Below are 15573 nucleotides of genomic sequence, written 5' to 3'. Positions count from 1 at the left end.
TGAGTGTGGACGATGTCGGTGAGGTCAGGCGGGGGTGGCGATCAGCTTGGTTTCGAGGTATTCCTCGAAACCGGCGACGCCCATCTCCCGGCCGATGCCGGACTGCTTGTAGCCGCCGAACGGCGCGTCCGCGTGGTACCAGAGGCCGCCGTTGACGCTCAGGGTCCCGGTACGCACCCCCGAGACGACCCGGTCGAGCCGATCGGGGTCGGTGCCCCACACCGAACCCGACAGTCCGTAGGGCGATTCGTTGGCCAGCCGGATCGCGTCGTCGTCGCCGTCGTGTGGAATCACGACGAGCACCGGCCCGAAGATCTCCTCCTGCGCGACGGTCGCGGTGTTGTCGAGTCCGCTGATCAGCGTCGGTTCGATGAAGTACCCGCGTTCCTTGTCCGCGGGCCTGCCGCCGCCGACCTCGATCCGCCCGCCTTCGGCGCGCGCGATCTCGAGGTAGCGCTCCACCCGGGCCCGCTGACGCTCGGAGATCACCGGCCCGCAGACGGTTCCGGGGTTGGTCGGGTCACCGGCGGCGAGCCCGCGCAGCGCGCCGGCCGCGGCGGTGACCGCGGCGTCGTAGGACTCGCGCGGCACCAGCAGCCGGGTGGTGAGGGCGCAGCCCTGGCCGGCGTGGACGGCGACGGTGAACGCGGTGTAGCTCGCGGCCGCCGCGATGTCGGCGTCGTCGAGCACGATGGCCGCGGATTTGCCGCCCAGTTCCAGGAAGGTGCGCTTGAGCGTGGCCGACGCGCCGACCATCACCGAGCGGCCGGTCTGGGTCGAGCCGGTGAAGGTGATCATGTCGACCCGCGGATCGAGGACCAACTGGGCGCCGAGGCCGTGATCGGAGGAGGTGACGATATTGATCACCCCGGCCGGGATGTCGGTGTGCTCGGCGATGAGCGGGCCGAGCACCGCCGCGCACCAGGGTGTGTCCGGGGCGGGCTTGAGCACCACGGTGTTGCCTGCAGCGAGCGCGGGCCCGATCTTGGCCAGGTTGATCTGGTGCGGGAAGTTCCACGGCGTGATGGCCCCGACGACACCGACCGCCTCGCGCCGGATCACCCGGCGACTGGCGATACCCATCAGGTCCCTGGTGCCGAGATCGGTTTCCCACGTGTAGTTCTCGGCCAGATCAGCGGCGTAGGACAGGTCCGCGATCGGCCCTTCCAGTTGCGGCCCGCTGGTCAGCATGACCGGTGTGCCGACCTCGGCGATGGTGATCGCGCGCAGTTCCTCGAGGTGCTCGCCCAGTACGTCGCGCAGTTGGCGCAGGCAGTGCGCCCGAAACTTCGGATCGCGTGACCACTGCGTCTCGTCGAAGGCGGCGCGCGCCGCGGCGATGGCCGCCTCCATGTCGGCGCCGGAGGCGTCGGCGGCGTAGCCGAGCACCTCCTCGGTGGCGGGATTGATGGTCGCGAAGACACCGGAGCCACCCGGGATCAACTTGCCGCCGATCAGCAGTGGTGTGCCTTCGGCGGGGACGAGGCCGTTCATAGTGAGGCTCCGATACGTGTCTGGACAGGTGTACGGAATATAGTTCGGTTTATCGATCAGACGCAAGACCATGGTTCGTTCATTGGTCCGTACACCAGGCTGTAGTACCATCCAGACACATGTCCGAAATCGCGCCTACCGGCATCGAAGCAACTCGACGACGCTTGACCGAAAAGCAGGCCGATACGGTGGACCGCCTGACCGTCGCCGCCGTCGACGTGCTGTCGCGCGAGGGCTATTCGGGGACGACGATCCGCCTCGTCGCCGCGTCGGCGGGCGTCGGCACCGCCACCGCCTACACGTATTTCTCCTCCAAGGAACACCTGATCTCCGAGGTGTTCTGGCGGCGACTGGTCGCCATGCCGCCGCTGGCGACCGGCGAAGCCGACCGGACCGCGCGCGTGGTCGCCGTTCTTCGCCAGGTCTCCATGCTGGTGGCCGATGAACCCGCCCTCGCCGGAGCGGTCAGCAGCGCCATGCTCGGCGACGATCCCGATGTGCGCCACCTCCGGGTGCGCATCGGCCGCGAGATCCGCCACCGACTCGGCGAAGCCCTCGGCACGAAGGATCCAGAGAGCCTGGCCGCGCTCGAATTGCTGTACTCCGGGGCGCTTCTCCAGGGCGGGATGGGCCTGCTGTCCTACGCGCAAGTGGCCGATCTGCTCGAGATCTGCGCGCGCCGATTACTGGCCACGCCCGCCACCGACAGCTAGCGCACGGTCCGTCGGATTCGGTCCGAACCTTGTCGCACATCCGGAAACCGTAGTACTGTCCCGACACATGTCCATTTAGTGTCTGGACAGTATTCCGGGAAGGACTTTCCAATGACGCTGGTCAAACCGCAGCGCGTGTCCGGAGGCGAGGACGAACACGGGCACCTGGCCGAGTTCCGCACCGATCCGATCGCCCTGATGCGGCGTGTTCGCGCCGAGTGCGGCGATGTCGGATCCTTCGAGCTCGCCGGACGCGATGTCGTCCTGTTGTCCGGCGCCGAAGCCAACGAATTCTTCTTCCGGGCCGGCGACGACGATCTCGACCAGGGCGCGGCCTACCCGTTCATGAAGCCGATCTTCGGTGAGGGTGTCGTCTTCGACGCACCCCCCGAGCGTCGCAAGGAGATGCTGCACAACCAGGCACTACGCGCGGATCACATGCGCGGGCACGCGGGCACCATCGCCCGTGAAGTGGATCAGATGGTCGCGCAGTGGGACGACGAGGGCGAGATCGATCTGCTCGAGTTCTTCGCCGAGCTGACCATCTACACCTCCTCGGCCTGTCTGATCGGGGTGAAGTTCCGCAATCAGCTCGACGGCCGGTTCGCGCATCTCTATCACGAGCTCGAGCAGGGCACCGATGCCCTGGCCTACGTGGACCCGTACGCGCCGATCGAGAGTTTCGTCCGGCGCGACGCGGCGCGCGCGGCGTTGGTCGAGCTGGTGCAGGCGATCATGGATCAGCGGGAGGCGAATCCGCCCACGAGCAAAGACGATCGCGACATGCTCGATGTTCTCATCTCGGTGAAAGACGAGAACGGGGCGCTGCGGTTCTCGGCCAGCGAGATCACCGGCATCTTCATCTCGATGATGTTCGCCGGCCACCACACCACGTCGGGTACGGCGGCCTGGACGATCATCGAACTGCTGCGCCACCCCGAGACGCTGGCCGGGGTGGTCACCGAACTCGACGAGCTCTACGCCGACGGCGCCGACGTGAGTCACCATGCGCTGCGCCAGATTCCGAATCTGGAGGCCGCGCTCAAGGAGACGCTGCGACTGCATCCGCCGCTGATCATCCTCATGCGCCTGGCGCGCGGTGAGTTCGAGGTGTGCGGGCACCGCATCGCGCCGGGCGACATGGTGGCCGCCACCCCCGCGGTCTCCAACCGGATTCCGGAGGACTTCCCCGACCCGGACTCGTTCGATCCCGCGCGCTATCTCGACCCGCGCCAGGACGACATCCTCAACCGCTGGACCTGGATTCCGTTCGGCGCGGGCAGGCACCGCTGTGTCGGCGCGCCGTTCGCGCTCATGCAGCTCAAGGCGATCTTCTCGATTCTGCTGCGGGACTGGGAGTTCGAGCTCGCGCAGCCGTCGGACACCTACCGCAACGACCATTCGAAGATGGTGGTGCAGTTGCAGCAGCCCTGCCGCGTCCGCTACCGCCGCAGGCAGCGCTGAGCGCGAGCGGAGGTCACTGTGTCCGCGACATCCATCCCCGCCGGATTCGATTTCACCGATCCGGCCCTGTGGGAATCCCGCAACCCCGTCCAGGAATTCGCCGAGCTCCGCCGAACCTCGCCGGTGTGGTGGAACGCCCAGACCGACGCGCAGTCGGGCGGTTTCCGCGACGGCGGCTACTGGGTGGTCACCAAACACGAGGACATCAAGGAGGTTTCGCGCAATCCGGAGCTGTTCTCCTCCGAGCGGAAGGGCTCGGTCATCCGGCTGCCCGGCGAGGTGACACCCGAGCAGATCGAACTCACCGGCGCCCTGCTGCTGAACATGGATCCGCCCAAGCACACCAAGATCCGACGCATCATCTCCAAAGGGTTCACGCCGCGCGCGGTCGAGGGGTTGCGCGCGGCATTGACCGAACGGGCGGGCGCGATCGTGGCCGCGGCGCGCGCGACCGGTGGTGGTGATTTCGTCGAACAGGTGGCGTGTGAGCTTCCGCTACAAGCCATCGCCGAACTCGTCGGTGTCCCGCAGCAGGACCGCCGCAAGCTGTTCGACTGGTCGAATCAGATGCTCAACTACGACGACCCGGAGTACGGCGACGCCACGACCACCGATGCCTCGTCCACCGCGGCGATGGAGATCCTCGGCTACGCCTGGAACCTGGCCGAGCAGCGCCGCACCGATCCCACCGACGACATCGTCAGCAGGCTCGTGCACGCCGATCTCGACGGGGAGGCGCTCGGCTCCGACGAGTTCGGGTTCTTCGTGATCCTGCTCGCGGTCGCGGGCAACGAGACCACCCGCAACGCCATCACCCACGGAATGAAGGCGTTCATCGACAATCCGGATCAGTGGGAGCTCTACAAACAGCAGCGGCCACGGACCGCACCCGACGAGATCGTGCGCTGGGCGACGCCGGTGACGGTGTTCCAGCGCACCGCGACCGCTGACACCGAGCTCGGCGGACAACTCATCCGCGCCGGTCAGCGCGTCGGATTGTTCTACAGCTCCGCCAATTTCGACGAGGATGCCTTCGAGAGCCCGTTCCGCTTCGACATCTCGCGCGACCCCAATCCACATCTGGGCTTCGGCGGTACCGGCGCGCACTTCTGTGTCGGCGCGAACCTGGCCCGGCTCGAGATCGAGCTGATCTTCAACGCCATCGCCGACGTGATGCCCGATTTGTCACAGATTTCGCCGCCGCAGCGGCTGCGATCGGGTTGGATCAACGGCATCAAACACTGGCAGGTCAGCTACGAGTCGGGAACGGTGCATTGATGCGGATCGCGCTGCTGTCATATCGGAGCAAGGCGCATTGCGGTGGGCAGGGTGTCTATGTCCGGTACCTGAGTCAGGGGCTCGTCGATCTCGGTCATCAGGTCGAGGTGTTCTCCGGCCAGCCCTATCCCGAGGATCTCGACCCGCGGGTGCGGCTCACCGAGGTACCGAGCCTGGACCTGTACCGCGACGAAGACCCTTTTCGCACACCGCATCCCCGCGAGATCCGGGACGGTGTCGACCTGCTCGAGCTCGCCACCATGTGGACGGCCGGGTTCCCCGAACCTCGCACGTTCAGCTTGCGTGTGGCCAAGCTGCTGGCCGCGCGCGCCACGGAATTCGATGTGGTGCACGACAATCAGTGCCTGGGCTACGGCCTGCTCGCCATCGCCGAGCGGTTGCCGCTGGTGGCGACGGTCCATCATCCGATCACCCGCGACCGCGCGGTGGACCTGGCGGCGACGCCGTGGCGGCGCAAGCTGTTCGTGCGGCGCTGGTACGGATTCCTCGGCATGCAACAGCAGGTGGCACGCCGGATTCCGGACCTGATCACCGTCTCGTCGTCCTCGGCCGCCGACATCGCCGAGGACTTCGGGGTGCGCCCGGGACACCTGTACACGGTCCCCCTCGGTGTGGACACCGAGCTGTTCCGGCCGCGCTCGACACCACGGGTGCGTGGGCGGATCGTGGCGGTCGCCAGCGCCGACAAACCACTCAAGGGCATCGCGCATCTGCTGAAAGCCGTTGCCCGGCTGCGCCATACCCACGAGGTCGAGCTCCGGCTCGTCGCGAAGCTCGAGCCCAACGGCCCGACCGAGAAGCTGATCGCCGAACTCGGCATCGCCGATATCGTCACCCCGGTCAGCGGAGTCAGCGACGAACAGTTGGCCGAACTGCTCGCCTCGGCCGAGATCGCCTGCATTCCCTCGATGTACGAAGGGTTCTCGCTGCCCGCTGTCGAAGCGATGGCGAGCGGAACGCCCCTCGTCGCCAGCCGAGCCGGGGCACTGCCCGAGGTCGTCGGCGACTGCGCCGAACTGGTCGCGCCCGGCGACGTGGACGCCCTGACCCGGGTGCTCGGCGAACTGCTCACCGATCCCGAGCGGCGTGCCCGCATGGAAGCGGCCGGGCGTGGCCGCGTCCTCGCCCTGTTCAGCTGGGCGGCCGTCGCGGCGCAGACCGTCGCGATCTACGAACAGGCCATCGCCCGACGCTGCCCGACCACGATCCCTTCCCACCCTTTTCCGGAGGCTCCATGTTGACCGTCGATTTCGACCGCTTGGGCGTCGGCCCCGGGTCACGGGTGATCGACATCGGCTGCGGCGCGGGCAGACACTCCTTCGAGGCGTATCGCCGCGGCGCCGACGTCGTCGCCTTCGACCAGAACGCCGCCGACCTGGCCGACGTGGACGTGATGTTCCAGGCCATGGCCGAGGCGGGCGACGCGCCCGAGTACGCGAAGGCCGAGACCGTGCGCGGCGACGCGCTCGACCTGCCCTACGGCAACGACGAATTCGATGTGGTCATCGCCTCGGAGATCATCGAGCACATCCCACAGGACAACCGCGCCGTGATCGAGCTGGTGCGGGTGCTCAAACCCGGTGGCGCGCTGGCGGTCACGGTGCCGCGCTGGCTGCCCGAACGCATCTGCTGGGCGCTGTCGGACGAATACCACGCCAACGAGGGCGGCCACGTGCGCATCTATCGCGCCGACGAATTGCGCGACAAGATCACCGCGCGCGGCCTGCGCTACCACCACCAGGACTTCGCGCACGCCCTGCACTCGCCCTTCTGGTGGCTCAAATGCGCTGTCGGCGTGCGCAACGACGACCATCCGCTGGTGAGCGCCTATCACCGCATGCTGGTGTGGGACATGATGTCGGCGCCCGCGTTGACGCGCACGGCCGAACGTCTGCTGAACCCGCTGGTCGGCAAGTCCGTCGCCCTCTACTTCACCAAACCGGCGGTGCGCAGCGATGCCCGCTGACCTGCCCGCTGTCGCGGGGGTCGTCTCCGCGCGCGAGATCCGGCGCACCGCCGAATCCATCGCCGCCGCACAGGAACCCGACGGTGCGATCCCCTGGTTCAACGGCGGCCACACCGATCCGTGGGATCACATCGAGTCCGCGATGGCGCTCACCGTGGGCGGATTGTGGGACGTGGCCCGTGAGGCCTACATCTGGTCGGCGAAATCGCAGCGGTCCGACGGGTCGTGGCCCATGCAGGTGCGAGCGGGCGTGGTCGAGAACCACGACGCCGACACCAATTTCTGTGCCTATCTGGCCACCGGTGTTCTGCACGCCCTCACGATCACCGGTGACACCGGGTTCGCCGCGGAGATGTGGCCGACAGTCCGCGCCGGCATCGACTTCGTCCTCGGACTGCAACGGGGCGTCCACGGCGAGATCCATTGGTCGGCAAACGAATCCGGTTCGTCGGGGGAAGCTCTGCTGACCGGCTGCTCCAGCATCTTCCACAGTCTCGGTTGTGCGGTGACCCTCGCCGAGCGGGTGGGCGACCCGCGACCGGATTGGGCGGTGGCTCGCAACCGGCTCGGCAACGCTCTGCGCTGTCATCCGGAAGCGTTCCTGGACAAGAGCCGTTACTCCATGGACTGGTACTACCCCGTCCTCGGTGGCGCGGTGCGCGGCGCGGCGGCACAGGACCGGATCGCGCGCCACTGGAACGAATTCGTGGTCGCCGATCTCGGCATTCGCTGCGTGTCCGACGCACCGTGGGTCACCGGCGCCGAGACCTGCGAACTGGTGCTCGCCCTCGATGCCATCGGCGACACCGCCGCCGCGAGCACGCTGTTCGCCGCGATGCAGCATCTGCGTGAATCGGACGGATCCTATTGGACCGGACTCGTTTTCACCGATGGCAAGCGCTGGCCCGAGGAGCGCACCACGTGGACAGCGGCGGCGGTCGTGCTCGCCGCCGACGCCCTCAGCCGCACCACCGCGGGCAACGGCATCTTCCGCGACGCGCTCCCCCGGTGATCCGGCTCAGTTACAGGCGGCGGTTCGCTGCAGGATGCGCAGCGAACCGGTGACCGAGAGTTCGCGGAATTTGCCGCTGTCGATCGCGCGTCGGTAGATGTTGAACGGCGCGCGACCACCGTCGGCGGGATCGGGGAAGACGTCGTGAATGGCGAGCAGCCCGCCACCGGCCACCCAGTGCACCCAGTTGTCGTAGTCGCGCTGGGCGGCTTCCTCGGTGTGGCCGCCGTCGATGAACAGCATGCGCAGCGGGGCCCGCCAGATGCGTGCGGCGGCACTCGACGTGCCGATGATCGCGGTCACGGTGTCGGTGAGACCCGCGCGAATCATGGTGCGCCGGAACGTGGTCACGGTGTCGAAGACGCCGGTCTCCGGGTCGATCATGCTGGTGTCGTGGTACTCCCAGCCCGGCTGGTGTTCCTCGGAGCCACGGTGGTGGTCGACGGTGCACACGGTGGCACCGGTTTCGCGGGCCGCGGCGCCGAGATAGACGGTCGACTTGCCGCAGTAGGTGCCGATCTCCATGATGATTCCGTCACCCGCGTACGCGCGGGCGGCCGTGTAGAGCGCCTGTCCCTCATCCGGCGGCATGAATCCGACGGTCTGTTCGGCGAGCGCGAACAGGTCGCCGGCGCCGGTGGAGATCTCGTCTACAGCTCCCATGCGGGTGACGCTAACACATGACCTGGAATACAATCCGGACTACTGTCCGGAAACATGCTCGGATAGCCGGAACCGAAGGAGAACATCGATGAAGACTCGCCTCAACTGCCCCTGCGGCGTCAGCATTCGCGGCACCGACGAGGCCGATCTGATCAAGCAGACCCAGGAGCACCTGGCCGCGAACCACCCCGGCCACGACTACACCCCGGACGAGATCCTCTTCATCGCCTACTGATCATTTCGTCGGCAGGGCGTTCTGCAGGCCACCCACCTCGGTGATCTGCCAGTCCGAGTTCCGGTCGACGGTGAGCGAATAGGTGACGGTTGTCCGCGTTCCCTCTGGCGTCTGGGCGCTGGTCGAGACCACGTCGAGGTAGGCATTGACCTTGTAGATGCCACCGGCCTCCGAGATCACCTTCGCCGAGAGCGGGGTCGCCTTCGACGTCCATTGCAGCGGAAGCAGGATCTGCTCCAATTGCGGTGCGGTGGCGTCGAATTTGGCGGCCAGAGACCCTGTGGTGCCGGTCTTGAGCCGGGCGAACCAGGCAGGCACATCGCGGTAGTCGATCGTGGACGCGCCGAGCCCGTAGCCGGTCGCGATCTGCTCCACGCGCTCGGCGTCGGCCACGCGGGCGTCGCGATCGGCGATCGTCGCCCGCGCGGAGAAATACAGCGCCGCGAAGGTGACGACCGCGGCGACGAGCACCCCGATCGTGCCGCTGACCAGAACGGTCGAGAGCCGGACGGAGACGGTGCGCGGCGCCTGCTCGTCGGCTGTGGTGGCCGGGGTGGCTGCTGTTTCGGTCGCTGTACTCATGGTCAGTCCTTTGTCCGGCTATTTGACGCCGAGGCGGAAACGCACGGTGCCGTCGGTGTCCACGTTCTGCAGTGCTTGGTCGATCAGGGTGCTGATGTCGATGGCCGGCGCGCGATGCACCGCATCGGTGACCACCGGGCCGAGAATCTGTCCCAGCGGGGCGATACTCGGGCCGATCTCGGTGATCAGGGCGGTGAGGTTGTCGAGGAAGGGGACCAGACCGTCGCCGGTGAAGTAGTCCTCGACCGGACGGCTTTCCACGAGCTCCGAACCGGACTCCACGATCGCGTTCAGCGTGACACCGAACTCGCCGAACAGCGGGCCCGCGGTAGCGAGCGACGGGCCGAGCCACGCCATGTCACCGCCGAGGGCTTGGATGTCGGCGAACAGCTGCCGAATCGCTTCGGTGCGGCTGAGCAGGGTCGCCGCGAGTAGCGTCGATGACCGCTGCAGGGTCCCCATCGCGGCGTCGGTCCCGGTGAGCGCGCGATCGAAGGTGTCGACCAGGTTCGCGATCGCCTCGGGACGGATCTGGTCGAGCAGCTCGACCAGCCGGGCCGAGAGCGCGGTGATGGTCGTCGGCAGGTGGACACGGTCCGCCGCGACGACCTGGCCGTCCTCGAGATACGGCCCTGCCCCCGACTCCGGCGCGAAGGCGATGTAGGGCTCGCCCAGCGCCGACAACTGCTCGATGCGGACATCGCTGGACACCGGGATGCGGTAGCGACTGTCGATCCGCAACCGGACGAGCACACCGTCGGCCTGTTTGCGCACCGACTCGGTGCGCCCGACCTGGACACCGGAGAGCAGGACCGGTGAGTTCGGCGCCAGCCCGCCCGAGTTCGCCAGCCGCAGATCCGCGGTGCGGTAGCTGATTCGCGGATCGAGCCGGAGCACACCGAGCGACATGTACCCGACCCCGAAAATCAGCACCGCCATGATCGCCGAGAGCGACACTGTCGCACGAAGGTTCATCGCACCAGACCGATCATTCGCAGGGAGTCGACGATCCGGGCGGTGTGTTCGCCGGGCGTGATCGACAGGTCGACCTTCGGTCCGTGTCGCGCGAACGGGACCAGGTCGGTGTTGATCAGGTCGATGAGCGCCTTCATGTTCGAGGGCGCGTCGGTGTCGAGGGGGTGGCTGCCGAGCAGCATGGGGACCACGGCGCGGGTGGTGTCGTCCAGGGCGGACAGCAGCGGGCCGAGCCACTGGACGCTCGGCGCGACCGGGCCGAGCGCGGTCAGCACGAAGATGACACTGATCTGGGTGTTCACCGCGTCGGTGGTGTGTTGGACGCCGTAGGGAGTGAGCAGCTCGTCGAGAATCGGCACGTTGTGCCGCATCCCGTCTTCGACGGTGGCTTCCATGCCGTCGAGCAGGGCGTCGACCGAGTCCAGGTGGTTGCCGAGGTCGGTGATGTCGGCCCCGAGAGTGTCGGCGATTCTGGCTGTTTCGCGCGGATCGTCGGGGAATACGCCGTTCATAGTGCGCACGATGTCCTGGAAATCGGTCACCGCACCGCTGCCGACGAAGGTGGACAGTCCGGCCAGGATGTCCTCGATCGGCGGCGACTGGGTGGTGTCGGCGAGCGGGATGGTCGCGCCGGCTGTCAGCTCGCCCGCGGTCGTGTCGGCGGGATCGCTCAGGGCGATGTGGACGTCGCCGAGCGGTGTCTCCTGGCGCAGTTCGGCGGTGGTGCCCACCGGGAGCCGGACCGACTGCCGGATCTCGACATCGACGACGGCATACCCCGGCACGGCGGCCCGGTCCGCCGTGCCGGGGACGGGATCGACCAGGGTGACCCCGGTGAGCCCGCCGACGCGGACACCCGCCGCGATCACCTTGGCGCCCCGCGGGAGATTGAGGACGTCGGCGAACTCGATCCGCAGCGGGTAGGTGGGTCCGCCGACGGCGGCGCCGGGCACGGGCAGATCGGCGGGCTGGAATCCGCACCCGGTCGCGGCGAGCAGCACCGCGAGGGCTAACAGGGCGGCACGTTTCATCGGGCGCTCACCGCTCCCAGCAGGACGGGCATCGCGGGAATCGTCATCGCACCGCTCTCCGAAGGCAGGCACAGCTGCCCGGTGACGATCTGCACGGCCGCGCAGATCTGGGCCGAGTCCTGCTGGGCAAGTGCGAGTTTCGGCGGTGCGTAGCCGATGGTCAGCGCGCCGGTGGCCGGGTCGACTGCGCCGGCGAAGCCACTGGCGACAGCAGGCGCCATCGCGATGACGTCGGCCAGCGAGCCGACTCCCGCCGCGATCATCCGCGACAGATCGGGCACCGCATCCAGTGCGCGCAGTGCGGGCGAGCCGAACATCATGATCACATCGTTGAGCTGGGGCAGCAGATCGGCGAGGGTGGCGACGATCGCGATGACCGGTGGAAAGGCGATGGTGACGATGTCGTCGAATGTCTGCGGCAACCCGGTCACCGTCGTCTCCACCTGCGACCAGCCGCCGCGCGCGCGGTGCGCGAGCTCGGTAAGCGCGTCGAGCAACTGCCCGAGGTGACCGATCGCCGCATCGGGCGCGGCCAGCGCCCGGCTCAGCGCGACGATGACGTCGTTGATCTGCTCGCCCGTTCCCGCGGTGGCGCGTTCGAGGGCAGTGATCCCGGCGCCGAGGGCGGTCCGCTGCGCCGGATCGCCCGCGCCGTTGAGCTGGTCGGCCAGACCGGCGAGGGCGTCGAAGGTCTGTGTGAGGCTCTTGGGCGTCAGGGTTTTGGTGATGCACGCGCTCGAATTCCAGCCCGGCCCGACAGGTTCGTTGCCGATGAGGGCCAGTCGGCGGTCGGCGATCACAGTGTCGCTGACCGTCACCGCCCCGACCTCGAGCGGCAGCTTGCGGTCGGCGCGGACGGTGAATTCGACGCGTGCCGACGCACCGTCGACGCTGATGTCGGTGACCCGCCCGACCGGCACCCCCAGCACCGTGACGGCGCTGCCTTCGTAAAGTCCGATGCTGTCGGGCATGTCGGCGCAGTAGGCCCGCACCGGCGGGTTCGGCGTACTCAGTCGCAGACCGAGCGCGCCGGCGAGGACGAGAGTCAGGACCACCGCGACCGACATCAGCCCGCGCGATCCGAGTACCTGTTTCGATATCAACAGCCGCCTCCTGACAGTGGCACGCAGACCCCGGGTAGCTGGATCGTCGCCCCGGACTGATCGACACTCACCCCACCGTCCGGTGGGAGCAGCGGGAGCAAGCGCTGCTCCAGTGCGCGCACGGAATCGAACAGGACGCCCAGGCGCGTACCGAGCTCTTCGAGCGCGGGGACGGCCGCGGCGAGCGGGGCCACCCGCTGCTGGAGCGAGGCGTCCCACGCCCGCCCGAGCGGCGTGACCTGTTTCAGGACGACCGACAGATCGATCAGGGAATCCGCGACCACCACCTTGTTCGTCTGGATGATCTGCTCGAGCGTGCCGAGGGTGATGATCAGGTTCGCCAGCACATCGGCGTTGGCCCGCAGCGCGCTGAGGTACTCGTCGGCGATGGACAGGGTGCGCGAGATATCCGCGTTCTGCTCGTCCAGGATCGCGACCACGTCACCGGCGGCGCGCACGGCCGACCGCACCGCGTCCGGGCTCTTGTCGATCGCGGTGGACAGCGCGGCGAGGTCACGCCGGAAGACCTCGCCGTCGATGCGGCGCACCGGCTCCACCGCGTCCTGGAATGCCCGGGTCAGGTTGTAGGGCACGATCACTCGCTGCGCGGGCAGCACCGCATCACCCAGCGGTTGCGTGCCCGCGGGCAGTACCGCCACGTAGTAGCCGCCGACAAAGGTCAGCATCCGGATATCGAGGGTGGTCTGATCGCCGATGAACGCGTCGGCGGCGACGGTGAACCTCATTCTGACCCGGTCGGGCAGCAGGTCGAGCGAAGTCACTTTCCCGACGGGTATCCCGGCGAGCCGCACATCGTCGCCGACGCGGACCGAACCCGCCTCGGTCATGTCGGCGCGATAGGTTCTCTGCGAGGTGGTTCCGGTGACATAGACGAGACCGATCGCGACCAGGAGCAGTACCGCGGCGCACATTCCCGCTATCCCCCACCGCAATTCGCCCGCTCGGGGATCGTGGGTGGCGCGTCGGCGCGTTATCGGTGACACAGCACGATCCCCTGTCCGGCGATGAGCACTTGCAGCGGTGGCGGTGCGGTGGCGTCACCGTGCGAGCAGGTGAGGTCGGGCCCGGTCTGGGGAATCGCGCGCGTCATCGACTGGATGAGGCCGGGCAGGCTCTCGAACGCGGCCACCGCCTCGTACGGATCGGGGAAGGCCCTGGTGAGCGCCGCGTCGAGATCGCTGTTCGGCTCGCCGGTGACCCCGAAGACGGTCAGCATGCTGCGCAACGGTTTCAGCACACCGGGAATACCGATCGAGAAGTCGACCAGCCCGGGCAGTTTCGCCGTGATGGCCATGAACAGGTTGGTCAGATTGGTCAGCAGCGTGATGGCGTTGCCCGACTTTCCGTCGAGATGATCGGCGACCTCGGCGAGGTTGCGCGCCAGGGTCGACAGGACCACCTGACGGTCGGAGGCGAAGCGGCTGAGCTTGTCGATGGCACCCAGTGCCTGTCCGAGACCTGTTCCGTCGCCCTGGATCACCGCGAGGATGCTGGTCGCGAACTGGTTGAGATCCTCGGGTGAGAGTTCGGCCAGCACCGGCTGCAAGCCCTTGAACAGACGGGTGATGTCGAAGTCCGGCACGGTCTCCGCGGTGCTGAAAACCGACGCCGGATCCCGTCGGCCCGTCGGCTGGTCGGGTTGTTCGACGCCCAGATATCGGAAACCCGTGAGGTTCTGGTAGCGGATGGCGATCCGGGAGTTGATGAACAACGTCCGATCCCGCGCGACGGTGAAACGCACGCGGGCGAGCGCGCCGTCGAGCTCGACGGCCACCACCTTGCCGACCTGCACACCGTAGAGGCGCACGTCGTCACCACCGCGCAGCCCGTTCGCGTCGGTGAACAGCGCTGTGTAGGTGTCGGTTTCGCCGTCGACGGGTCGCTCGATCACGCGCAGGACGCCGACCAGCACCACTGCCATCAGCGCGACCGCCGTGGCTACCCGGATCAGCAGGGCACGTGTCGTCATCAGCGCCCGCCCCCGAGCATCGCGGCCAGCGGCGCCGCCAGACCCGGTACACCGTCGAGCGCGACCTCGGCCCGGAGCACCGGGCCGTCGGGTGTGTCCCGAAAGGCGGTGTCGAGTCGGGTGAGCAGCTCGCTCAGCTGCTGCGCCGAGCGCTGCGGGGTGCTGACCGAGGCGGCGAGCCGGTCGAGGACGAGGCTGAGCATGGGCAAGATCTCCCCGAAATACTGCTGAGAGGTGCTGAACAGTCGGGTGACCGTCGGCAGCAGTTGGTACTGCACGCCCTCGAACATCCGGCCGAACCGTTGGAGCTGATCGGGGACCGCCAGGTATTTGTTCGTGTACTCCGCGTTCAGCAGCGTCAGGCCGCCTGTCAGCATCGGCGGCAGACCGGTCAGCGCCGAACCGAACTGTTCGAACAGCACCGAGGGCGGTAGCTGCCTGGTCTCGGCATAGGAGCGGGCGGTCGCGCCGATGGCTTCCAGCAGCGGCGTGAACGCCGTCAGGTCGCGGGAGACGGTACTGAGCAGTGCGACGAGTTTCGGTGTCAGCACCTCGTCGGTGAGCTGTCCCGTCGCTTTCAGCAAGGCGGAGAGCGTGGCGTCGTGTATTCGAGCAGCGTCGCGACCGGTCAGGTCGACGGTCGAACCGTCGACCAGCTCAGCACCGCCCATCGTCGAGTGCAGCTCGATGGCGCTGATGCCGAACAGGTTTCCCGGCGCGTAGTCGACGGCCAGCGCGTCGGTCAGACCGAACAGCTGAGACCCGCTCAGCGTCAGCTCGATTCGCTGCTTGCTCCGGCCGGCGAAGTCGATCGTGTCGACCGAGCCGACCCGCACGCCGTCGAGCCGGACATCGGTGCCCTCCCCCACTCCCTCGCCGACCTCACCGACCAGCAGCGCGACCCGGATCTGGTCGGCGGGCTCGCTGTCGGGCACCCCGCGCCAGACCAGCACGGCCAGTAGCGCGAGCGCGATGGCGAGCGTGCCGAGGATCCGGGCACGCAGCGGACCGACTTCGGTTCCCGGCAGGGCGTAGGCAGGCATGGC

General features: G+C 67.9%; 16 protein-coding genes. 7 read left to right on the top strand and 9 right to left on the bottom strand.

Going from position 1 to position 15573, the window contains the following annotated elements:
* Nucleotides 1-24 precede the first annotated feature (24 nt).
* Nucleotides 25-1494 (bottom strand): aldehyde dehydrogenase, encoded by a 1470-nt coding sequence (locus ACFVJ5_RS27030; RefSeq protein WP_379224223.1) that lies wholly within the window; start codon nt 1492-1494, stop codon nt 25-27.
* Between the two features lie 119 nt (nt 1495-1613).
* Here ACFVJ5_RS27030 and ACFVJ5_RS27025 point away from each other — a divergent pair, with 119 nt between their 5' ends.
* From ACFVJ5_RS27025 to ACFVJ5_RS27000, 6 genes are all read left to right on the top strand, one after another.
* Entirely contained in the window at nt 1614-2207 is a 594-nt protein-coding gene (locus tag ACFVJ5_RS27025; RefSeq protein ID WP_378656840.1) for a TetR/AcrR family transcriptional regulator, read from the top strand.
* 111 nt (nt 2208-2318) lie between these two features.
* The gene (locus tag ACFVJ5_RS27020) at nt 2319-3671 is read left to right on the top strand and encodes a cytochrome P450 (RefSeq protein WP_379224221.1); all 1353 of its coding nucleotides are present in this window, start codon (nt 2319-2321) and stop codon (nt 3669-3671) included.
* A gap of 18 nt (nt 3672-3689) precedes the next feature.
* Nucleotides 3690-4949, top strand: a complete 1260-nt coding sequence (locus ACFVJ5_RS27015; protein ID WP_379224219.1) for a cytochrome P450 — start codon at nt 3690-3692, stop codon at nt 4947-4949.
* Entirely contained in the window at nt 4949-6211 is a 1263-nt protein-coding gene (locus ACFVJ5_RS27010) for a glycosyltransferase family 4 protein (RefSeq protein WP_379224217.1), read from the top strand. Before ACFVJ5_RS27015 ends, ACFVJ5_RS27010 begins: the two co-directional genes overlap by 1 nt.
* On the top strand, nt 6205-6936 hold the full coding sequence (locus ACFVJ5_RS27005; protein WP_379224215.1) for a class I SAM-dependent methyltransferase: 732 nt from the start codon (nt 6205-6207) through the stop codon (nt 6934-6936). Before ACFVJ5_RS27010 ends, ACFVJ5_RS27005 begins: the two co-directional genes overlap by 7 nt.
* The gene (locus ACFVJ5_RS27000) at nt 6926-7948 is read left to right on the top strand and encodes a prenyltransferase (RefSeq protein ID WP_379224214.1); all 1023 of its coding nucleotides are present in this window, start codon (nt 6926-6928) and stop codon (nt 7946-7948) included. The genes ACFVJ5_RS27005 and ACFVJ5_RS27000 overlap by 11 nt, the downstream gene beginning before the upstream one ends.
* Nucleotides 7949-7954: 6 nt before the next feature.
* Here the strand turns inward: ACFVJ5_RS27000 and ACFVJ5_RS26995 are convergent, their stop codons facing one another.
* Nucleotides 7955-8611, bottom strand: a complete 657-nt coding sequence (locus ACFVJ5_RS26995; protein WP_379224212.1) for a class I SAM-dependent methyltransferase — start codon at nt 8609-8611, stop codon at nt 7955-7957.
* Between the two features lie 88 nt (nt 8612-8699).
* Here ACFVJ5_RS26995 and ACFVJ5_RS26990 point away from each other — a divergent pair, with 88 nt between their 5' ends.
* Nucleotides 8700-8846, top strand: a complete 147-nt coding sequence (locus ACFVJ5_RS26990) for a DUF1059 domain-containing protein (protein WP_378630312.1) — start codon at nt 8700-8702, stop codon at nt 8844-8846.
* Here the strand turns inward: ACFVJ5_RS26990 and ACFVJ5_RS26985 are convergent, their stop codons facing one another.
* Genes ACFVJ5_RS26985 through ACFVJ5_RS26955 form a run of 7 tightly spaced genes read right to left on the bottom strand, consistent with a single transcriptional unit; the run spans nt 8847 to nt 15570 of the window.
* A complete protein-coding gene (locus ACFVJ5_RS26985; protein ID WP_379224210.1) occupies nt 8847-9428 on the bottom strand; it encodes a hypothetical protein in 582 nt (193 codons plus the stop codon).
* An 18-nt stretch (nt 9429-9446) separates the two neighbouring features.
* Nucleotides 9447-10403 (bottom strand): MlaD family protein, encoded by a 957-nt coding sequence (locus tag ACFVJ5_RS26980; RefSeq protein WP_379224208.1) that lies wholly within the window; start codon nt 10401-10403, stop codon nt 9447-9449.
* On the bottom strand, nt 10400-11434 hold the full coding sequence (locus ACFVJ5_RS26975; RefSeq protein ID WP_379224206.1) for an MlaD family protein: 1035 nt from the start codon (nt 11432-11434) through the stop codon (nt 10400-10402). Before ACFVJ5_RS26975 ends, ACFVJ5_RS26980 begins: the two co-directional genes overlap by 4 nt.
* Entirely contained in the window at nt 11431-12537 is a 1107-nt protein-coding gene (locus tag ACFVJ5_RS26970; protein ID WP_379224204.1) for an MlaD family protein, read from the bottom strand. The genes ACFVJ5_RS26975 and ACFVJ5_RS26970 overlap by 4 nt, the downstream gene beginning before the upstream one ends.
* Nucleotides 12534-13541, bottom strand: a complete 1008-nt coding sequence (locus ACFVJ5_RS26965) for an MlaD family protein (protein ID WP_379224202.1) — start codon at nt 13539-13541, stop codon at nt 12534-12536. The genes ACFVJ5_RS26970 and ACFVJ5_RS26965 overlap by 4 nt, the downstream gene beginning before the upstream one ends.
* Entirely contained in the window at nt 13529-14527 is a 999-nt protein-coding gene (locus ACFVJ5_RS26960) for an MlaD family protein (protein ID WP_379224200.1), read from the bottom strand. Before ACFVJ5_RS26960 ends, ACFVJ5_RS26965 begins: the two co-directional genes overlap by 13 nt.
* Nucleotides 14527-15570, bottom strand: a complete 1044-nt coding sequence (locus ACFVJ5_RS26955; RefSeq protein WP_379224198.1) for a hypothetical protein — start codon at nt 15568-15570, stop codon at nt 14527-14529. The genes ACFVJ5_RS26960 and ACFVJ5_RS26955 overlap by 1 nt, the downstream gene beginning before the upstream one ends.
* Nucleotides 15571-15573 lie beyond the last annotated feature (3 nt).

This window comes from Nocardia sp. NPDC127606, from assembly GCF_042671725.1.
GTDB lineage: Bacteria > Actinomycetota > Actinomycetes > Mycobacteriales > Mycobacteriaceae > Nocardia.
Note: the sequence above shows the minus strand (reverse complement) of the source record. Positions and strands in the feature narration are given on the sequence as shown.